Source organism: Kineococcus sp. R86509 (assembly GCF_042466365.1).
GTDB lineage: Bacteria > Actinomycetota > Actinomycetes > Actinomycetales > Kineococcaceae > Kineococcus.
This window is the reverse complement of sequence record NZ_JAXHCE010000001.1, coordinates 4509450-4529470: the sequence shown is the minus strand read 5'-3', so window position 1 is coordinate 4529470 and position 20021 is coordinate 4509450. Positions and strand designations below refer to the sequence as shown.

The following is a 20021-nucleotide window of genomic DNA, read 5'->3' as shown; positions in this document are numbered from 1 at the left end:
GGTGCTCCGGCGGGGCTCGCCCCCTGTGGCAGGCGCACCCTCCGCTGCCCGAGGGCAGCAGTCACCGGCCGTCACGGCTCGTTGGTGTCGACCCAGTCTGCCACAGCGGCGGGCCCGACCTGGAATCCGTGATCGCCGGGGGTCCAGCCGAGCTCGGCGAGGACGGCGAGGTCGCGCCGGTCGCAGCGCGCGGGGTCGAGGCGGGCCAGCACGTCGGGACGGCGGGTCGCGGTGCGGCGCAGGGCTTCGTCGCGTCGCCAGCGGTCGACCGCGCCGTGGTTGCCGCCCGCCAGGACCGCCGGCACGTCCAGCCCCCGCCACGAGGCGGGTTTGGTGTAGGCGGGGTGCTCCAGCAGCCCGTCGTGCTCGGGGGCGTGGCTCTCCTCGGTCAGGCTGGCGGCGTTGCCGATGACCCCGGGCAGCAGCCGGGCCACGGCCTCGGTGATCGCCAGGACGGCGACCTCGCCACCGTTGAGGACGTAGTCGCCCAGGGAGACCTCGCGCACCCGGATGCGGGTGCCGTAGTGCTCCACGACCCGCGCGTCGATGCCCTCGTAGCGGCCGCAGGCGAAGACGAGCCACGGCTCGGCGGCGAGCTCGACGGCCGCGCGCTGGCTGAACACCTCCCCCACCGGGGAGGGGACGACGAGGACGGGGCCGCGCGGGTCGGCGCCCTCCGGCGGGTCGGTGAGGATCGCGTCGAGCGCCTCGCCCCACGGCTCGGGCTTCATCAGCAGACCGGCACCGCCACCGTAGGGCGGTGCGTCGACGGTGCGGTGACGGTCGTGGGTGTGCTCGCGCAGGTCGTGGACCCGGACGTCGAGCAGACCCTCCGCCTGCGCCTTGCCGATGAGGGACAGCTGCAGCGGCTGCAGGTACTCCCCGAAGATCGTGACGACGTCCAGCCTCACTCCTCGGGCTCCCCCGGGAGCTCGACGAACAACCCGCCCGGCGGGGACAGCAGGACCTTGCCGCGCTTCACGTCGACCTTGGGGACGAGCGCGGTGACGAAGGGGACGAGGACGTCGCGGCCGTCGGTCCCGGTGATGACGAGGACGTCCTGCGCACCGCCGGTGAGCAGGTCCTTGACCGTGCCCAGCGGGGTGCCGGTCATGGTCACCGCGGCGAGACCCTGCAGCTGGTGGGGGTACCAGGCGTCGTCCTCGGGGTCGGCCTCGTCCTCGAGGTCGACGACGAGACGGGTGTTGCGCAGGGCCTCCGACCCGGTCCGGCCCTCGACCTCGACGAAGGTCAGCAGCAGGGTGCCGTTGTGCCAGCGCACGGTCGCCACCGTCAGCGGCCCGCGGTCGGGGTCCGTGCGCAGGACCGCGCCGGGCGCGAACCGGGTGTCCGGGTCGTCGGTGCGGACCTCGACGGTCACCTCACCGCGGACACCGTGCGGTCGCCCGATGCGGGCGACGACGTACTCCACCTGGAACTCCTGACTCAAAGGGGGAAAGCAGACAGCGCCGGGGTCGCTCGTGGCGACCCCGGCGCTGCGGGTGGTGCTCAGCTCAGCGCTTGTCCACGTCGACGAGGTCGACGCGGACCGGCTTGCCGCCGGCCAGCGCACCGATGACGGTGCGCAGGGCCTTGGCCGTCCGACCGGCCCGGCCGATGACCCGGCCGAGGTCGTCGGGGTGCACGCGAACTTCGAGCAACGCACCGCGAGACAACGTCTTCGACGTCACCTTCACGTCGTCCGGGTGCCCGACGATGCCGCGCACCAGGTGCTCGAGAGCGTCCGCGAGCACGGGCTCAGGACTCTTCGGCCGGGGTCTCGGCAGCGGCGGCGGGCGCCTCGGCCGGGGTCTCGACGACCTTCGCGGTACCGCCGCCGGGGATGCGCGGGGGCTTCGTGTTCGGGGTCGGGACGCGGTAGGTGCCCTCGGCGCCCGGCAGGCCCTTGAACTTCTGCCAGTCGCCGGTGACCTTGAGCAGCGCCGCGACCTGCTCGGTCGGCTGGGCGCCGACGCTGAGCCAGTACTGGACGCGCTCGGACTTGATCTCGATGGTCGAGGGGTCGGTCATCGGGTTGTACAGCCCGATCTCCTCGATCGAGCGACCGTCGCGCTTGTTGCGCGAGTCGGCGATGACGACGCGGTAGAACGGCGCGCGGATCTGGCCCATGCGCTTGAGGCGAATCTTGACAGCCACGGTGTGGGGTGTCTCCCGGTTCTGGTGTGTTGAGCGGAACCCCTCGGTGTGGGGACGCCGAGCGGTGCAACTCATGGACGCGTAGGTCCCGGGTGAGAGGGTCCCTGGACGAACGAGTGCACCGCCATTGTGCCAGAGGGAACAGAGGCCCCACGACAGGGCGCCCGTCAGACGAGCCGACCGCGCAGCACGACCCGCGGTCGGCGCAGCACCCCGAGGTCGGTCCTGGGGTCACCGTCGAGGACCAGGAGGTCGGCGCTCGCGCCCTCGACGAGGGAGTCGTGCCCGAGCCAGGACCGGGCCGACCACGTCGCCGCGTCCAGGGCCGCGGTCCGCGACAGACCGGCCGCGACGAGCTCGTGCAGCTCGTCGACGATCAGCCCGTGCGGCAGGACGCTGCCCGCGTCGGTCCCGGCGAAGAGCGGCACCCCCGCCTCGTGCAGCGCGGCGACGTTGTCGTGGCGACGGGCGTGCAGCGCGCGCATGTGCGCCGCGTAGCGGGGGAACTTCGCGGCCCCGCGGTCGGCGATCCCGGGGAACGTCGCGATGTTCACCAGCGTCGGCACCACGGCCACCCCGGCGGCCGCGACCCGGCCCAGGAGGTCTAGCGGGAGCCCCGTCCCGTGCTCGATCCCGTCGACCCCCGCGTCGAGCAGGTCCTCGAGACCGTCCGCACCGAACTGGTGGACCGTCACCCGCGCGCCCAGCGCGTGGGCGGCCGCGACCCCCGCGGCCAGCACGTCGGCCGGCCAGCAGGGCGCGAGGTCACCCGTCGAACGGTCGATCCAGTCCCCGACGAGCTTGACCCAGCCGTCGCCGCGCCGGGCCTCGACCCGCACGTGCTCGACGAGGTCCTCGGGTTCGATCTCGTGGGCCAGCCCGCGCAGGTAGCGGCGGGTGCGGGCCAGGTGCCGACCGGCGCGGACGATGCGCGGCAGGTCCTCGCGGTCGTCGATCCAGCGGGTCTCCGACGCCGACCCGGCGTCGCGCAGCAGCAGCGCACCGACGGCCCGGTCGGCGAGGGCCTGGGCTTCGCTGACCTCGTCGGGGACCTGCCCGTGCGGCCCGATCCCGACGTGGCAGTGCGCGTCGACCATCCCGGGGAGGACCCACCCGGGGACGGTCGTCGCGACCCCGGAGGGCTTCGAGAACGTCAGCCGGCCCCCCACGACCCACGCCTGTCCGACCACCTCGTCCGGGCCGATGAGGATCGGCCCGGTGAGGTGGAGGGTCACTGGCCGAGGTACTTGTCGAACCCCTTCGGCAGGTTCAGGTCGGCGGGGTCGAAACCCTTCTCCGGGTCCGGCATCCCGAACGCGGACCCGGGCGCGCTGACCGCCTTGGTGGCGGCCTCCTGCTCCTGCTGGGCGCGCTTGGCGGGGTTGCCGCTCTTGCCCTTCTTGCCCTTGGCCGCGGCGACGCGGGCCTTCTGCTTCTTGGAGGCGCCACCGCCACCCATGCCCGGCATCCCGGGGATGCCCGTCCCGCCGGCCATGCCGTTGCGCAGCGAGCGCATCATCTTCTGCGCCTGGCCGAACCGTTCGAGCATGTCGTTGACCGAGGAGGTCGTCTGCCCGCACCCGGCGGCCACGCGGGCGCGACGCGAACCGTTCATGATCTTCGGCTGACGTCGTTCCAGCGGGGTCATCGAGCGGACCATCGCCTCGATGCGGTCGAACTCGCGCTCGTCGAAGGCGTCGAGCTGCTGACGCATCTGCGCCATCCCCGGCAGCATGCCGAGCATCTTCTTCAGCGACCCCATGTTGCGGACCGCGTTGAGCTGCTGGAGGAAGTCGTCGAGGGTGAAGTCTTCGTCGGCGGCGAACTTGGCCGCCATCGCCTGCGCCTGGTCGGCGTCGAAGGCCTTCTCGGCCTGCTCGATGAGGCTGAGGACGTCACCCATGTCCAGGATGCGCGAGGCCATCCGGTCGGGGTGGAACATCTCGAAGTCGTCGAGCTTCTCGCCGGTGGAGGCGAACATGACGGGCTGGCCGGTGACCTGACGCACCGACAGCGCGGCACCACCGCGGGCGTCACCGTCGAGCTTGGTGAGCACGACCCCGTCGAAGCCGACCCCGTCGCGGAACGCCTCGGCGGTGGCGACGGCGTCCTGGCCGACCATCGCGTCGAGGACGAAGAGGACCTCGTCGGGGTTGACCGCGGCCCGGATGTCGATGGCCTGCTGCATCATCTCGGCGTCCACACCGGTGCGGCCCGCGGTGTCGACGACGACCACGTCGTAGTGGTGGTGGTTCGCGTGCTCGAGCCCCTGGCGGGCCACCGAGACCGGGTCGCCGACGCCGTTGCCGGGTTCGGGCGCGAAGACGTCCACACCCGCGCGCTCACCGGTGATCTGCAGCTGGTTGACGGCGTTGGGGCGCTGCAGGTCGCAGGCCACGAGCAGCGGGCGGTTGCCGTTCTGCTTGAGGTAGCGACCGAGCTTGCCGGCCAGCGTCGTCTTCCCCGCGCCCTGCAGCCCCGCGAGCATGATCACGGTGGGCGGGTTCTTGGAGAACCGCAGCCGGCGCGTCTCGCCACCGAGGATGGCGATGAGCTCCTCGTTGACGATCTTGACGACCTGCTGGGCCGGGTTGAGGTTCTGCTGCACCTCCAGGCCGAGGGCGCGTTCGCGGATGCGGGAGGTGAACTCCCGCACGACGGGCAGCGCGACGTCGGCGTCGAGCAGCGCCCGGCGGATCTCCCGCACGGTCGCGTCGACGTCGGCCTCGGTGAGGCGCCCCTTGCCGCGCAGCGACTTGAACGTGGCGGTGAGACGGTCGGAGAGCGTGGCGAACACGCCCACAGCCTAACGGTCGGATCTAGCCCGGGACCTCCGCCGCGTCGGACAGCGCCCGGATCGCCATGGCCACCCGGGGCGGGGAGAGCCGCTCGCCGGAGGCCTCGGCCAGGTAGAGCACGTCGACGGCCTGCGCGGCGTAGGTCGCGACGTGGGCGGAACGGATGTCGATCTGCTCCTCCGCCAGGGCCCGCCCGAGGGCGTGCAGCAGTCCGGGCCGGTCCGCGGCCCGGATCTCCAGCACCGTGGCCCGTTCGGAGGCACCGGGGAGGATGACGATCCGCGGGTGCGCGACGAGCGAACGCACCCCGCCGGCCGGTTTCGGGGTCTGCGCGTCGCGGGCGGCGAGCCGGTCCAGGAGCGTGACGTCCCCGCCGACGATCCGGTCCAGGCTCTGGCGCAGCAGGACCGCCGACGGCGGATCGCCGCTGGGCGACTCCACCCACCAGGAGTCCACGGCCACGCCCTCCAGCGTCCGCACCAGCGCCGAGCGGACGAGGAAGCGGTGCCCGGCGAGCAGGCCGGCGAGGTCGGCGAAGACCCCCGTCCGGTCCGGGGTGACGACGGTGACGACGAAGAACCCGTCGACCTCGCGCACGGTGACCCGGGTCTCCCCGTCGCGCGCGACGGCGGCGGCGAGTGCCTGCTCGGCCTCGTCGAAGGGCGCCGGACCGGGCGCCTCCTCCCCCGAGAGGCTCTTGCGGGCGCGGGCGACGAGGTCGTCGACGAGGCGGGCCCGCCAGGGCGACCACGCCGCGGGGCCCGCGGCGCGCGCGTCGGCCTCGGTGAGCGCCCGCAGCAGCTTGAGGGTCTCGGCCTTGCCGTCGACGGCGGCCACGAGGGCCGCGACGGTCTGCGGGTCGTCGGGGTCGCGTCGGGTGGAGAGGTCGACGAGCGTGAGGTGCTCGGCGACGAGCCGCTCGACGACGGAGGCGTCCTCGGCGTCGAGCCCGACGCGTTCGGCGACGGCCCGGGCCAGCGGCGCGCCGCGGCGGGAGTGGTCCTGGACCCCGGGCAGCTTGCCGAGGTCGTGGGTGAGCGCCGCGAGCAGCAGCAGGTCGGGTCGCTCGACCTCGCGCAGGAAGGGCTGGGCGTTGACCGCGGTCTCGATGAGGTGGCGGTCGACGGTCCAGCGGTGGACGGCGTTGCGCTGCGGGCGGTTGCGGATCGCCGTCCACTGCGGGATCCACGCCTCGACGAGCCCGACCATGTCGAGCGACTCCCACACCGGCACCTGCGCGGACCCGGCGGCGAGCAGTTCGAGCATCGCCTCGCGGGCCGAGGCCGGCCACGGGAGCGGCAGCGGCGGGCAGGTGGTGACGAGGTGCTCCAGGGTCACCGGGGACAGCGGCAGCCCGGCGCGGACGGCGGTCGCGGCGGCGCGCAGCGGCAGGACGGCGTCGTCGGCGGGGCTGACCCCGGCGCCGAGGACGACCTCGCCGTCGTGCTCGACGAGTCCGTGGCCCAGCGAACGCAGCCGGGGACGCTTGCCGGTGGCCCGGAAGCGTCGGGTCGGCATGGACTGGCGGGCCCGGCGGGTCGTGACGTCGACGGCCGCGGAGATGGTCCGGGCGGCCTGCGCGACGGCGGCCAGCAGCAGGTCGGCGTCGGCGTAGCCGCAGACGACGGCGGTGGCGTCCTGCTCGGGCAGGATCAGCCGGTCGCCGGGGCGACCCGAGGAGGTCTGCAGTCCGTCGCGGATGTCGAGCAGGACGGTGTGGGCCTCGTCGACCGCGCCGTGCGGGCGGTCGGTGAGCCAGCTGGCGGCCAGCGCGCGCAGGGTGATCGCGTCGCGCAGACCACCGCGGGCCTCCTTGAGGTCCGGTTCGAGGAGGTAGGCGAGCTCACCGAAGCGCGCGGCGCGTTCGGCGAGGCCGTCGAGGATCTGGGGCAGGCGCCGGCGGGCCCCGCCACGCCAGTCGTCGAGGAGGTGCCCGCGGGTGCGGGCCACGAGTCCGCCGTCGCCGGCGATGACGCGCAGGTCGAGCAGGCCGGTGCCGGCGGCGAGGTCCGCGGCGGCGACCTCGCGGCACTCCTTGGCGGTGCGCACGGAGTGGTCCAGGCGCAGCCCCTGGTCCCACAGCGGGTACCAGACGCGGTCCGCGAGGGCGGCCACGTCGCCCCGCGGGAGGCGCCGGCCGTCGTGCAGCAGCACGAGGTCGACGTCGCTGGCGGGGCCGCAGTCGCCGCGGGCCAGCGAACCGACGCAGGCCAGGGCGACCCCGGAGGAGTCGTCGAGCAGTTCGGGCGCGTCCTGGGCCAGGGGGGCCAGGGCGTCCGCCCACACGTCGCGCAACCGGGACTCCACGAGCTCGACGAGCTCGGCGCGACGGTGCGGGCCGGGTCTGCCCGCCCGCACCGCCAGCGCGAGTCGCTCGGTGCGCAGGTCGGCGCTAACGCCGACCTGCCCGAGACGGGTTCATCAGGTGGTTCCTCCGTGCCGCTGGGTCAGGGGTCAGAGCGCGTCGGGGCCGTGTTCGCCGGTGCGCACGCGCACGACGTCCTCGACGTGCTGGGTCCAGACCTTGCCGTCACCGATGCGCCCGGTCTGGGCGCTCTTGACGACGACCTCCACGATGTCGGCGATGTCGACGTCGTCGACGAGGACCTCGACGCGGACCTTGGGCACGAGGTCGACGGTGTACTCGGCCCCGCGGTAGACCTCGGTGTGACCCCGCTGGCGGCCGAACCCGGACGCCTCCGAGATCGTGAGGCCCTGGATCCCGTAGGACTCCAACGCGGCCTTCACGTCGTCGAGCTTGTGCGGCTTGATGATGGCGGTCAGGAGCTTCATGCGGAGACCTCCGAGGATCCGGTGGAGGAGTGGCGGGCGTCGGTCGGGCTGGAGGGCGAGCCGATGACCCGGCCACCGCCCGCGGTGAGGGTGCCCCAGTCGTAGCCGGACTCGGCGTGCACGACGGTGTCGATGCCGGTGACCTCGTCCTCCTCGTCGATGCGGAAGCCCATCGTCTTGTTGATGACCGTACCGATGATCCAGGTGACGACGAAGGAGAAGACCATGACGATGACGGCGGCGTAGAACTGCTTCCACAGCTGGCCACCCCCGCCGCCGTAGAGCAGGCCGTCGACCCCGGCGGGCGCGTCGGCGCTAGCGAAGAAGCCGATGGAGATCGTGCCCCAGAGGCCACCGACCAGGTGGACGCCGACGACGTCGAGGGAGTCGTCGAAGCCGAGCTTGAACTTCAGGCCGACGGCCAGGGCGCACAGCACACCGGCGATGACACCGACGACGATCGAGGTCACCGGGTTCAGCGCGGAACAGGCGGGGGTGATGGCGACGAGGCCGGCGACGGCACCCGAGGCCCCACCGAGGGAGGTCGCGTGACCGTCGCGGACCTTCTCGGTGAGCAGCCAGCCGAGGATGGCGGCGCAGGTGGCGGCGAGGGTGTTGACCCACGCGACGGCCGCGGTGCCGTTGGCGGCGGTGGCCGATCCGGCGTTGAAGCCGAACCATCCGAACCACAGCAGACCGGCGCCGAGCATGACCAGCGGCAGGTTGTGCGGGCGCATCGGGTCGCGACCGAACCCGCGGCGCTTGCCGAGGACCAGGGCGAGGGCCAGGCCCGCGGCACCGGCGTTGATGTGGATGGCGGTCCCACCGGCGAAGTCGATGACCCCGCGGCTCGCGATCCAGCCGCCGGTGGCGGAGACCACGTCGTCGAAGGCGAACACCCAGTGCGCGACGGGGAAGTAGACGATCGTGGCCCAGACCCCGGCGAAGACCATCCAGGCGCCGAACTTGGCGCGGTCGGCGATCGCCCCCGAGATCAGGGCGACGGCGATGATGGCGAAGACGGACTGGAAGGCGACGAAGGCCATGGCCGGCAGGGTGCCGACGAGGTGGTCGGCACCGAGGAGGCCGTTGAGGCCGAAGTACTCGAACGGGTCACCGAGCAGGCCGCCGCCGACGTCGTTGCCGAAGGCCATCGAGAAGCCGTAGAGCACCCAGAGGACCCCGATCAGGGCCATGGCGCCGAAGCTCATCATCATCATGTTCAGGACGCTCTTCGCGCGGACCATGCCGCCGTAGAAGAGCGCGAGACCGGGGGTCATCAGCAGCACGAGGGCCGCGGACGTGAGGACCCAGGCGGTGTCACCGGTATCCATGGGCAACAAGGCCTTCCACGAGGCCGGCGGAGCCGGCGGGGAGCAGGGACGGCCGCTTCGCAGCGGCTGGGAGCGGCTCCACCGTGACGTTCCCGCGTTACAGACCTTCGCGCGTCGTGTTTCGGGCACGTGACGAGGGCGGGGCCGGTGTGAACATCGCGTTACGCGGACGTCCCCGGTCGCCCCTCGTCACCCCACCGTGACCACGCTGTCACCGGTTCACGATCAGGACAGGATCGCGTCCACGAACGCCTCGGGGTCGAAGGGCGCGAGGTCGTCCGCGCCCTCCCCCAGCCCGATGAGCTTGACCGGCACGTCGAGCGAGCGCTGGACCGCGACGACGATGCCGCCCTTGGCGGTCCCGTCCAGCTTGGTCAGCACGATGCCCGTCACGTCGACGACCTCGGAGAAGACCGCCGCCTGGCGCAGGCCGTTCTGCCCGGTGGTCGCGTCGAGGACGAGCAGGACCTCGTCGACCGGTCCGTGCCGCTCGACGACGCGCTTGACCTTCCCGAGCTCGTCCATCAGCCCGACCTTGTTCTGCAGTCGCCCGGCGGTGTCGACGATCACCACGTCCGCCTCGGTGTCGATGCCCTGCTTGACGGCGTCGAAGGCGACGGAGGCGGGGTCCGCGCCGTCCTTGTCCGAGCGCACGGTCGGGACCCCGACGCGGTCGCCCCACGTCGCGAGCTGCTCGGCCGCGGCGGCGCGGAAGGTGTCGGCGGCGCCGAGGACGACGTCCTTGTCCTCGGCGACGAGCACGCGGGCGAGCTTGCCGACGGTGGTCGTCTTCCCGGTGCCGTTGACGCCCACGACCATGATCACGGCCGGGCGGCCGTCGTGCCGGGTGGTCTTGAGGCTGCGGTCGACGTCGGTGCCCACGGCCTTCAGCAGTTCCGCGCGCAGCATCTCGCGCAGCGCGGCGGGTTCGCGGGTGCCGAGCACCTTCACGCGCTCGCGCAGGGCGTCGACGATCTCCGTCGTCGGGCCGAAGCCGATGTCGGCCACCAGGAGGGTCTCCTCGACCTCTTCCCAGGTCGACTCGTCCAGGGTGTCGCGCGAGAGCAGCGCCAGCAGTCCCTGGCCGAGGGCGGAGTTGGAACGGGAGAGGCGTTCGCGCAGGCGGACGAGCCGGCCGAGGGCCGGCTCGGGCGTCTCGACGAGCGGCCCGTCGGGGAGGTCGACGGTGTCGACCGCGCGGGAGGGGGAGTCGCGCGGGAACTCGGCGTCGTCGCCGACCCCGGGGAGCGGTTCGTCCTCGTCCAGGCCCGGCTGGCGACCGGGGCGCGGCGGGAGCGAGCGTCGCCGGCTGCGCGGACGGACGAGGCCCACGACCGCCCCCACGCCCCCGAGGGCGATGACGACGACCAGGCCGATGATGACTTCCCAGGTGTCCACGAGCGTCGATCCTCCCAGACGCCGGGGCCACCACCCGTCAGCGCGCTCGGGCCGTGCGGCGTTCCTCGCCCTGGTGGCGGCGCTGGGCCTCCAGGCGTTCGGCGACCCGGACGGCGACGCGTTCCCGGTGGTGGCGCACGACGGGCAGCACGCGACCCGCCCAGGCGTCGATGCGGGCGATGAGCCGGCTCCCTCGTCGGCGCATGGTCGGCGCGGCCACCGAGAGCAGCACCACGAGAGCGAGCCCCACCGTCAGGGCGAACGTCACGAGCAGAGTCGTCACCACGAGAGCACCACCACCCGGATCTTCACCCGCCCAGCGTGCCCCGTGCGTCACGCCCGCACCACTCCACGCGCCCAACGTTGCCGCCCCGTGACCAGATGCTCACCGGGGCGTCACCGGACGGAGACCTCGGCGGGTGCGGGCTCGCGCATCCGCTGACTGACCACGGTGCTGATCCCGTCGCCGCGCATGGTCACGCCGTACAGGGCGTCGGCGATCTGCATCGTCCGCTTCTGGTGGGTGATGATGATCAGCTGGCTGGAGGCCCGGAGTTCCTCGAAGAGCGTGATGAGCCGCGAGAGGTTCGCGTCGTCGAGCGCGGCCTCCACCTCGTCGAGGACGTAGAAGGGGCTGGGGCGCGCCCGGAAGATCGAGACCAGCATCGCGACCGCGGCGAGCGAGCGCTCACCCCCGGAGAGCAGCGACAGCCGCTTGACCTTCTTGCCGGCCGGGCGGGCCTCGACCTCGATGCCGGTGGTCAGCATGTTCGAGGGGTCGGTGAGGACCAAGCGGCCCTCCCCCCCGGGGAAGAGGCGGGGGAACACCTGCTCGTACTGCTCGGCGACCTCGGCGAAGGCCTCGGAGAAGACGCGTTCGACGCGCTCGTCGACCTCCTTGACGATGTCGAGCAGGTCCTTGCGCGAGTTCTTGAGGTCGTCGGACTGGGTGACGAGGAACTGGTGGCGTTCCTCCATCGCCGCGTACTCCTCGAGCGCGAGCGGGTTGACCTGCCCGAGCTGGGAGAGCGCCCGTTCGGCGCTGCGGCGGCGCTTCTCCTGCTCGGAACGGACGTAGGGGCGCGGTGCGGGTTCCGTCTCGGGTTCGGGGTCCCCCGGGGCCGGCGCCGACGGCGGGACGAGCTGGTCGGGACCGAACTCCTGCACCAGGACGTCGGGGTCGGTGCCGAGCTCCTCCAGCGCGCGCTGGCGCAGCTGGTCGATCTTCCAGCGCTGCTGGGCGCGGGCGACCTCGTCGGCGTGGCGGGAGTCACCCAGCCGCTGCTGCTCGTCCTTCAGCGACCCGACGGTCCGCCGGGCACCGGTGACCTCCTCCTCGAACCTCGCCCGCGCGGCCTCCGCAGCGGCGCGCAGGGTCGCGGCCTCGGCGGCGGAGGTCTCCCAGACCACCAGCGCCCTGGCCGCCCCCTCGCGCACGCGGGTGGCGACGCGGGACTGCTCGGCGCGCCGGGCCCGGCGGACGGCGGCGCGTTCGCGGGCCGCGACCTCCTCCCTGGCCTGCCGTTCGAGGCCGTCGGCCCGCCCGGCCAGCGCGCGGGCGCGTTCCTCGGTGGTGCGCAGGGTGAGGCGGGCCTCGGTCTCCGTCGCGCCGAACCCGCGGGCGACCTCGGCGAGGCGGTCGCGTTCGTCGGTGGTGACGTCACCGTCGTCCTCCGGGGCCGCCGAGGCGGCCTCGAAGCGTTCGGTGAGCTCGGCGAGTTCGGCCCGGTCGCCCGCGAGGCGTTCGACGACCTGCGCCCGCGTCGCGCGGAGGCGGTCCGCTTCCGCCGCAGCCGATCGCACGGCGGAGCCGAGCTGGCCCAGTTGTTCCGCGACCGCGGTCATCCGGGCGTCGGAGTCGTGCAGGCGGTCCAGGGTGGCCTCGACGCGTTCGGTCGCGGTGCCCCGGTCGCGCTGCGCCTGCTGCAGCGCGAACTGCGCCCGCTGGGCGCGGTGCTCGGCGGCCGAGAGCGCGTCGGCCGCCTCGTCGACGGCGGCCTGGACCTGCAGCAGGCTCGGGGCCGACCGCGACCCCCCGGCGGCGAGGTGCGCGCCGAGGAGGTCGCCGTCGCGGGTGACGGCGACGAGGTCGGGGTGGGACTCCGCGACCCGTTGCGCCGCAGCGAGGTCTTCGACGACGACGACGTCGCCGAGCAGCCGGACCAGCGCGGGGTGCAGGTCGGCCGGCGCGGTGACCAGGGTCATCGCGGGTTCCGCACCCGACACCGTCACGGCACCCCAGTCGGACGAACCGGCGGAGGCGACGAGCATCCCGGCCCGGCCGGCGTCGTCGTCCTTGAGGTGGGCGATGGCCCGTGCCGCGTCCGCGGGGGTCGAGACGGCGACGGCGTCGGCGGCGGACCCGAGGGCCGCCGAGATCGCCTGCTCGTAACCGTTGCGGACGCCCAGCAGCGCGGCGACCGAGCCCAGCACCCCGGAGACGGCCGACCCGGCGGCGAGCAGCGCCCCGGTCCCGTCCTTGCGGGAGAGCCCGATCTCGAGCGCCTCCTTGCGGGCCGCCCAGGTCGCCCGCTCGCGTTCGGCGGCCGACAGCTCCGTGCGGGCGCTCTCGTGCGCGGCCTCCGCGGTCTCCAGCTGCTCGGCGGCCTGCTCGTACTCGGCGTCGAGACCCTCCTCGCCCTCCTCGACCCCGGCGACCTGGGTCTCCAGCGTCGCGAACTCGGCCTGGGCGCGTTCGCGGCGCCGCTCCGCGTCGGCGAGGGAGCCGGAGAGCCGTTCCAGCTCCGACTCGGCGGCCTCGACCCGGCTGGTGCGGGCGGCGACCTGGCCGCCGAGGCGGGCCAGTCCCTCCCGGCGGTCGGCGGCGGCGCGCAGGGCGGCCGCGACCCGCTGGTCCTCGGCCCGCGCGGCCGCGTCGGCCTCGGCCCGGGCGGCGAGCACCACGTCGAGGGCGGCGCGGTGGGTGGCGACCTGCGCGGTGAGCTCGGCCTCCTCGGCCCGGACACGGTCGGCGGAGGCCTGCAACTCCTCCGGGTCGCGCCGTCCGGTCTGCTCCTCGGGTTCGTTCGCGAGCAGCCGGAGTCGTTCCGCCGCCAGCGCCTGCACCCCCCTGAGCCGTTCCGCGAGGGACTGCAGCCGGTGGTGGGTCTCGACGGCGCGCGCGAGGTCCGGGGCGGCGGCCGCGGCGGCCTTCTCCGCGGCGTCGAGGCGCTGCGCGGCCTCGGTCAGGTCGGCCTCGACCTGGGCCTGGCGCGCCTTCAGCGCCGCCTCGTCCTGCTCGTCGCGCCGCAGCGAACTGCTCGCCTGCACGAGGTCGTCCGCCAGCAGCCGCAGCCGCGAGTCACGCAGGTCCGCCTGCACGACCTGGGCCCGCCGCGCCGCCTCGGCCTGACGCCCCAGCGGCTTCAGCTGACGACGGATCTCGCTCACGAGGTCGGCCACGCGCGTGAGGTTGGCCTCCATGGCGTCGAGCTTGCGCAACGCCTTCTCCTTGCGGCGGCGGTGCTTGAGGACCCCCGCGGCCTCCTCGATGAAGGCGCGGCGTTCCTCCGGCGAGGCGTGCAGGACCCCGTCGATCTGCCCCTGGCCGACGATGACGTGCATCTCGCGACCGATGCCGGAGTCGGAGAGCAGCTCCTGGACGTCGAGGAGACGGCAGGTCTGGCCGTTGATCGCGTACTCGGAACCACCCGTGCGGAACATCGTCCGGGTGATCGTGACCTCGGCGAACTCGATCGGCAACGCCCCGTCGCTGTTGTCGATCGTCAGGCTGACCTCGGCGCGGCCGAGGGCGGAGCGACCCTCCGGGCCGGTCGTGCCGGCGAAGATGACGTCCTCCATCTTCCCGCCGCGCAGGCTCTTCGCGCTGGACTCCCCCATCACCCAGGTCAGGGCGTCCAGCACGTTGGACTTCCCCGACCCGTTCGGGCCGACCACGCACGTGATCCCCGGCTGCAGTCGCAGCGTCGTCGCGGAGGCGAACGACTTGAACCCCTTGAGGGTGAGGGTCTTCAGGTGCACAGGGCAGGAGCCTAACGAGGCGGGCCCCGTGATCCGCGCAGGCGAACGTCGCGCGCGGCGGACCTGCCGGCGGTCATCACGACCCGGAATGACCGAAACCACGACACGCTCGGTACTCGATGCGTGACCGGGTGCCGATGTAGAACGGTGGAACACCCTCGCACCCCGCGCACTCCCCGGAAGGACCTCTGTGCCGACCCGCCCCACCGGCGAGCAGCGAACCAGCCGCCTCACCCGCAGTCCCCGCCCCGCCTCCCGCAACCTCCTCCGCGGCCTTCCCGCCCGGGTCCTGCCCGCACCCCGCCGGGCCCCCTCGGTGCTCGCCGGCCGGGTCGGCGCCCCGAACGCCGTCGCCCAGGGCCAGGAGGTCCCGCTCAAGCTGCTCGTGACGCTGGCGCTGCTGTCCGCGATCGGACCGTTCGCCGTCGACATGTACCTGCCGACGTTCCCCGACCTCGCGGGCGACCTGTCCACCAGCGCGGCCCGGGTCCAGCTGACGCTCACCACCTTCATGCTGGGCATGGCCGCCGGGCAGCTCGTGCTCGGTCCGCTCTCCGACCGGCTCGGCCGTCGCAGGCTGCTGCTGGCCGGCTCGGCCGTCACGTTCCTCGCCGGGATCGTCTGCGCCCTGACGCCCTCCATCGGTGTCCTCGTGCTCGCCCGCCTCGTCCAGGGGCTGGCGGGAGCGGCCGGGCTCGTCATCGGCCGCGCCGTCGTCGCCGACCTCGCCACCGGGCGCGCCGCCGCCCGCGCGTTCTCGACCCTCGGCGTCATCGGCGGCGTCGCCCCCGTGGTCGCGCCCCTGCTCGGAGGGCTCATCGCGGGCCACGGCGGCTGGCGCGGGATCTTCGGGGTCACCGCCCTCGCCGCGCTGGCGATGGTGGTCGCCGCGTACTTCGTCGTGCCCGAGACCCTCCCCCGCGAGCGCCGCCACGCCGGCGGGGTCCGCGACGTCGTGGTCACCGCCAAGGCCGTGCTGTCGCGCCGCGGCTACGTCGGCTACGTCGGAACCCTCGTCCTGGTCTTCGGGACGGTCTTCTCCTACGTCTCCGCCTCGCCTTTCGTCCTGCAGAACGTCGTCGGGCTCTCCACTGGCACCTACTCACTGGTGTTCGCGACCAACGCCCTCGGCATCGCCGCGGGCGGCGCCGTCTCGACCCGCCTGCTGCGCCGCCACGGCCCGTCCCGGATCCTGGCCGCCGGCGTGCTGATCCAGGTCGTCTGCGCCGCGGGGTTGTTCACGACCGTGCTCGCCTTCCACGCCTGGACGCCGGCCGTGCTCGTGCTGCTGTGGTTCACCGTGTTCAGCTGCGGTCTGGTCTTCGGCAACGCCACGGCGCTCGCGGCCGACGAGGTGCGCTTCGCCTCCGGCACCGGGTCGGCGCTGCAGGGTGCGTTGCAGTTCACCATCGGTGCGCTGGTCTCCCCCGTGGTCGGGTTGGCCGGGGAGCACTCCGCGGTTCCGATGGTCACGACGATGCTCGCCTGCACCGGCGCCGCGGCGCTGATGCTGTTCCTCGTCGCGAAGCCGGCCCGACGGGCCCACGCCGACGCCTAACGCGTCTCGAACCCCTCGACGCCCTCGGCGGGTCCCCAGTGGTCGATGACCCGGGTGACCCGCCCGGGGCGTTCGTGCGTGGAGGGGTCGGCGCGCAGCCGGGACAGCAGCGACTTCAACGCGGGACGATCACCCTCCGCGAGGACCTCGACCCGTCCGTCCGGGGTGTTCGTCGCGGATCCGCTCAGCCCGAGCTCGCCGGCCTGGCGCTGCACCCACCACCGGAACCCGACGCCCTGGACGGAACCGGTCACCAGGGCTGTGAGTCGCTCCACCCCGTCACCGTACGACGCCACCTACGACGATCCGACCGCTCAGGCGGCCGGGTCCTGCTCGCCGCGGGATTGCTCCTTCGCGGGCTCGTCGTCCTCGTGCTGGCGCTGGTGCTGCACGGGCATCGCCCGGGTGAGCATCTCGGCGAGGCGCCACGCCTCGGAGCGGTTCAGGTGCAGACCCATCTCCCGGTGGCTGCCGAGGCCGGAGTAGATGGCGACGCCGGCGAGGTTCGGTTCGGAGCCGTCGTCCTCGATGACGCTGAGGCAGAGCCAGGGCTTGATCCCGGGCCGGAAGTGCGCGAGCCGCATCGGCGGGACGTCGCGCTCCCCGATCAGGTAGGGCACGAGCATCCGCACGTAGGAGAGGTCGTAGACCTCGGTGCGCCCGTCGGCGCGCAGGATGACGTCGTTGCCCTTGATGCTCACGGACTCTGCCGCGGTCGCCCCTAGCTGCACCGACCCAGTCCAGTGCATGCCGTGCGTGAACGCACCCCGAGCGGTGTCCCGATCTCGAACCGCGAGACGGGCAACCCCGCGGTCGAGGGGTTCACGCGTAGGTCGTACCGCCGGAGACGCCGAAGAACTCCTCCATCGTCGTGACCCCCTTCGCCGCCATCTGCGCGACGAGGTCGGTCCCCACCCAGCGCCAGTGCCAGGGTTCGGGCGCGTAGCCGGTGACGTCGGTCTTGTCGTCGGGGTAGCGCCGGAGGAAGCCGAACCGGCCGGCGTTGGCGACGAGCCAGTCGTACTCGGGCGTCTGGCCGAAGCAGTTCTCCAGGAGGCACCCGGGCCGGCTGCTGCCGCTGAAGTCGACGGCGAGGCCGGTCTGGTGCTCGCTGTAGCCGGGGCGGGCGGAGACGCTCTCGGCGCTCTCCACGCCGTCGCGGGCGACCGCGTTGTCGTGGACGTCCTGCTGGTGGGCCAGTGAGCGGAACCCGCTGGTCACCCCGAGGGACACCGCGGCCGACGTCGCCGCCGCCAGCAGCCCCTGCAGGTCGGCCGCGATCGTGCTCGCGACCTCCTTGCCGCCCACGACGGCGATCTCCGGGGCGTAGTCGCGGGGGGCGATCGGGTGCTGCTTGTTCACGATGACCCACGGGCTGCCGGCCTCGGTGAGGGAGTGCGCGGGCGGGGTCGCGGACGGAGCGGGCTGCGCGGCCGCGTCGTGGACGGCGGGGTCCCCGCCGGCCACTCCCACGACGCCGGGTGAGTCGTCGACTCCCCCGGCCCGGGTCGCGACGACCCCGATGCTCGTCCCGGCGGCGACGACCCCCACGAGCAGCGTCCGACGGGCCACGACGGCGCGGTGGCTGTAGCGACGCCGGCCGTCGGGCAGGACGTCGGGCGCGAAGGGGGACCGCCCGCTGCCTCGAGTCATGGGGCGATCCTTCCAGCCGCGACGGACAGGGCCCGGCACGGCGCGCGGGTGATCACGCCGTACCGGGCCGTTCGTCACGCTCTGCTCCTCAGCCAGTCACCGTGTGCTCACCGGCCGTGAGTTCCTGCTCGGTCCCGTTCGGCAGCCGCAGCAGCGCGGTCGTCCCGGCCGGCACCGTGACGTCGACGGTGAGCCCGCTCGGCTCGTCGCGCCAGTGCACCGCGAGGCGGCCGTGCGGGGTCTCCAGCGCACCCCGCGCCCACGCGAGGCCACCGCCGGGCTGCGGGGCGACGAGCGAGCGGGCGTAGCCGGGCTCCAGCGGGGACAGACCCGCCACCACCCGGTGCATCCAGTCGGCCACGGCCCCCAGGGCGTAGTGGTTGAAGCTCGTCATCTGCCCCGGGTTGATCGTCCCGTCGGGCAGCATCGAGTCCCAGCGTTCCCAGACCGTCGTCGCCCCCATGGTCACCGGGTAGAGCCAGGACGGACAGCCCTCCTCCAGCAGCAGCCGGTAGGCCTCCTCCAGGTGGCCGGTCGCGGTGAGGGCGTCGGTCACGTAGGGGGTTCCCGCGAACCCCGTGGAGACGCGGTAGCCGGCCTTGGCCACGACCTCGGCGAGCCGGTCGCCCGCCTTCGCCCGAACGTCGCCCTCGAGCAGCCCGAAGTCGATGGCCAGGGCGTAGACCGTGGCGCAGTCGGAACGGACCCGGCCGTCGGCCTCGACGTAGTGCTCGGTGAACGCGGTGCGCAGGCGGTCGGCCAGGGCGCCGAACTCCGCCACGTCCGCCGGCTTCCCGAGGACCTCCGCGATCCGGGCCAGCGTCCGGGCGCTGCGGTGGGCGGCGGCCGTCGAGACCACGCCCTTGTCCGCCTTGGCCGCGGCCGGGTCGTCCGGCGGTGCGTCCGGGTCCAGCCAGTCGGCGAACTGGAACCCGGTGTCCCACAGGTCGGTCGGGGACAGCAGGGACTCCACGCGGCGCACGTGGGCGACCGCGGCGGGGTAGGCCTCGGCCAGCGCCGCCTCGTCGCCGTAGGCCTGGTAGAGCGACCACGGCAGCCAGACCGCGACGTCGGACCAGAAGGAGGTCGTGTCGGGCTCGCCGCGCAGTTCCTTCGGCGGGTTGAACTTCAGGACGTCGGGCACCACGTAGGGCGTGATGCCCTGGTTGTGCGCCTGTTCGGCGTCGAGGTCACGCAGCCAGTCCTGCAGGAACGTCGACACGTCGAAGAGGTAGGCGGCGCTGGGACCGAACACCGCGAGGTCGCCCGTCCAGCCGAGCCGTTCGTCGCGCTGCGGGCAGTCCGTGGGGACGTCGAGGAAGTTCCCCTTTTGGCCCCAGACGACGTTGCGGTGGAGCTGGTTGACGAGTTCGTGCGAGCACTCGAACTCGCCCGTGCGGCGCAGTTGCGAGTGCACGACGACGGCTTCGAGGTCGTCCACGTCGAGGACCCCGGGCCAGCCCCCGATCTCGACGTAGCGGAACCCGTGGAACGTGAACGTGGGTTCGAAGGTGTCCCGCCCCCCGGAGAGGACGAACCGGTCGGTCGCTTCGGCGGTGCGCAGTGGACGGGTACCCAGTTCCCCGTGCTCGAGGACCTCGGCGTGCCGGACGGTGATGGTCGAACCCGCCTCGCCCTGCACGCTGAACCGCAACCAGCCGACGAGGTTCTGGCCGAAGTCGACGAGGGTCTGCCCGCTCGGCGACGTCGTCACCGCGACGGGTCGGACCACTTCCTGGCGACGCACGGGTGGCCCGATGTGCTCGGTGAGCCGTCCGGTGTCGAACTCCGCGACGTGCACCCCGCTCCACCCGTCGGTGGGACCGTCGAGCGCGGCCCAGCGGGGTTCCCGCAACCGCGCGTCGATCGTCTGACCGTCGTAGATCTCGTCGGCGAGAACCGCCGACGGCCGTGCCTGCCAGTCGGCGCCGGTCGCGACGACCTGTTCGTGGCCGTCGGCGAAGGTCACCTCGAGCTGCGCGAAACCGCCGATGTCCTTCGAGTACAGCCCGCTGTTCCCGCTCCAGGCGAGGCGCCCGACGGCCCACCCGTTGCCCAGGGCCAGGCCGAGGACGTGGTTCCCCGCGGTGAGGCGCGAGGTCACGTCGTGGCTGACGTAGCGCAACCGCCACTCGTAGCTGCTCCAGCCCGGGGTGAGGACGTCCTCGCCCACGAGTTCACCGTCGAGCTGGGGTTCCACCACCCCCAGGGCACTGACGTGCAGGACGGCCGAGGTCACCTCCCCGTGGCCCTCGTCGAGGGTGAAGCGCGTGCGCAACAACGGAGCCTGGTCGACCTCGTCGGCGACGATCATCGCCGCCTGCCAGCGTGGGGTCATGGGGTGCTTCC

17 protein-coding genes are annotated in these 20021 nt (G+C 73.4%); 1 reads left to right on the top strand and 16 read right to left on the bottom strand.

All coding sequences use genetic code 11. The annotated features are described in order from the left end of the window. Positions 1-71: 71 nt before the first annotated feature. The 12 genes from trmD to smc all read right to left on the bottom strand — a co-directional run bounded on the left by trmD (position 72) and on the right by smc (position 14461). Positions 72-911: a tRNA (guanosine(37)-N1)-methyltransferase TrmD gene (gene trmD, locus SJY07_RS22035; RefSeq protein WP_380161547.1), complete on the bottom strand. Its 840-nt coding sequence runs from the start codon at positions 909-911 to the stop codon at positions 72-74. Continuing rightward, complete coding sequence (gene rimM / locus SJY07_RS22030) at positions 908-1432, bottom strand: ribosome maturation factor RimM (protein WP_380161546.1); 525 nt, start codon at positions 1430-1432, stop codon at positions 908-910. Before rimM ends, trmD begins: the two co-directional genes overlap by 4 nt. An 82-nt stretch (positions 1433-1514) precedes the next feature. Next, positions 1515-1754, bottom strand: coding sequence for an RNA-binding protein (locus tag SJY07_RS22025; protein ID WP_328292070.1), 240 nt, complete (start codon positions 1752-1754; stop codon positions 1515-1517). A 4-nt stretch (positions 1755-1758) separates the two neighbouring features. After that, on the bottom strand, positions 1759-2157 hold the full coding sequence (gene rpsP / locus SJY07_RS22020; protein ID WP_328292071.1) for a 30S ribosomal protein S16: 399 nt from the start codon (positions 2155-2157) through the stop codon (positions 1759-1761). A gap of 167 nt (positions 2158-2324) precedes the next feature. Continuing rightward, positions 2325-3392, bottom strand: a complete 1068-nt coding sequence (locus SJY07_RS22015; protein WP_380161545.1) for an amidohydrolase family protein — start codon at positions 3390-3392, stop codon at positions 2325-2327. After that, positions 3389-4954, bottom strand: a complete 1566-nt coding sequence (gene ffh / locus SJY07_RS22010; RefSeq protein ID WP_328292073.1) for a signal recognition particle protein — start codon at positions 4952-4954, stop codon at positions 3389-3391. The genes SJY07_RS22015 and ffh overlap by 4 nt, the downstream gene beginning before the upstream one ends. Positions 4955-4976: 22 nt before the next feature. Continuing rightward, positions 4977-7340 carry a [protein-PII] uridylyltransferase gene (locus tag SJY07_RS22005; protein WP_328296216.1) on the bottom strand — a complete coding sequence of 788 codons (2364 nt, stop codon included), beginning with the start codon at positions 7338-7340 and terminating at the stop codon, positions 4977-4979. A gap of 69 nt (positions 7341-7409) precedes the next feature. Next, positions 7410-7748: a P-II family nitrogen regulator gene (locus SJY07_RS22000; protein WP_328292074.1), complete on the bottom strand. Its 339-nt coding sequence runs from the start codon at positions 7746-7748 to the stop codon at positions 7410-7412. Beyond that, positions 7745-9082, bottom strand: a complete 1338-nt coding sequence (locus SJY07_RS21995; protein ID WP_380161544.1) for an ammonium transporter — start codon at positions 9080-9082, stop codon at positions 7745-7747. The genes SJY07_RS22000 and SJY07_RS21995 overlap by 4 nt, the downstream gene beginning before the upstream one ends. 225 nt (positions 9083-9307) lie before the next feature. Then, positions 9308-10480: a signal recognition particle-docking protein FtsY gene (ftsY, locus tag SJY07_RS21990; RefSeq protein ID WP_380161543.1), complete on the bottom strand. Its 1173-nt coding sequence runs from the start codon at positions 10478-10480 to the stop codon at positions 9308-9310. A 37-nt stretch (positions 10481-10517) separates the two neighbouring features. After that, positions 10518-10763: a hypothetical protein gene (locus SJY07_RS21985; RefSeq protein WP_328292076.1), complete on the bottom strand. Its 246-nt coding sequence runs from the start codon at positions 10761-10763 to the stop codon at positions 10518-10520. Between the two features lie 113 nt (positions 10764-10876). Continuing rightward, a complete protein-coding gene (smc, locus tag SJY07_RS21980; protein WP_380161542.1) occupies positions 10877-14461 on the bottom strand; it encodes a chromosome segregation protein SMC in 3585 nt (1194 codons plus the stop codon). 190 nt (positions 14462-14651) lie between these two features. Here smc and SJY07_RS21975 point away from each other — a divergent pair, with 190 nt between their 5' ends. Then, positions 14652-16019 carry a multidrug effflux MFS transporter gene (locus SJY07_RS21975; RefSeq protein WP_380161541.1) on the top strand — a complete coding sequence of 456 codons (1368 nt, stop codon included), beginning with the start codon at positions 14652-14654 and terminating at the stop codon, positions 16017-16019. On the opposite strand, the gene SJY07_RS21970 is transcribed toward SJY07_RS21975, so the two are convergent. The 4 genes from SJY07_RS21970 to SJY07_RS21955 all read right to left on the bottom strand — a co-directional run bounded on the left by SJY07_RS21970 (position 16016) and on the right by SJY07_RS21955 (position 20010). Beyond that, positions 16016-16294 carry an acylphosphatase gene (locus SJY07_RS21970; protein ID WP_380161540.1) on the bottom strand — a complete coding sequence of 93 codons (279 nt, stop codon included), beginning with the start codon at positions 16292-16294 and terminating at the stop codon, positions 16016-16018. The two genes, SJY07_RS21975 and SJY07_RS21970, sit on opposite strands and share 4 nt — an antisense overlap. Before the next feature lie 39 nt (positions 16295-16333). Then, positions 16334-16720 carry a hypothetical protein gene (locus SJY07_RS21965; protein ID WP_380161539.1) on the bottom strand — a complete coding sequence of 129 codons (387 nt, stop codon included), beginning with the start codon at positions 16718-16720 and terminating at the stop codon, positions 16334-16336. Between the two features lie 121 nt (positions 16721-16841). Further along, on the bottom strand, positions 16842-17672 hold the full coding sequence (locus SJY07_RS21960) for a D-alanyl-D-alanine carboxypeptidase family protein (RefSeq protein ID WP_380161538.1): 831 nt from the start codon (positions 17670-17672) through the stop codon (positions 16842-16844). An 88-nt stretch (positions 17673-17760) separates the two neighbouring features. Next, on the bottom strand, positions 17761-20010 hold the full coding sequence (locus tag SJY07_RS21955) for a family 78 glycoside hydrolase catalytic domain (RefSeq protein WP_380161537.1): 2250 nt from the start codon (positions 20008-20010) through the stop codon (positions 17761-17763). Between the last annotated feature and the right edge of the window lie 11 nt (positions 20011-20021).

What these genes read in the sequence shown, in the direction of transcription:
- SJY07_RS21955 (WP_380161537.1), bottom strand. Translation starts at nt 20,010, where the DNA reads ATGACCCCACGCTGGCAGGCGGCGATGATCGTCGCCGACGAGGTCGAC.
- SJY07_RS22000 (WP_328292074.1), bottom strand. Translation starts at nt 7,748, where the DNA reads ATGAAGCTCCTGACCGCCATCATCAAGCCGCACAAGCTCGACGACGTG.
- SJY07_RS21960 (WP_380161538.1), bottom strand. Translation starts at nt 17,672, where the DNA reads ATGACTCGAGGCAGCGGGCGGTCCCCCTTCGCGCCCGACGTCCTGCCC.
- SJY07_RS21995 (WP_380161544.1), bottom strand. Translation starts at nt 9,082, where the DNA reads ATGGATACCGGTGACACCGCCTGGGTCCTCACGTCCGCGGCCCTCGTG.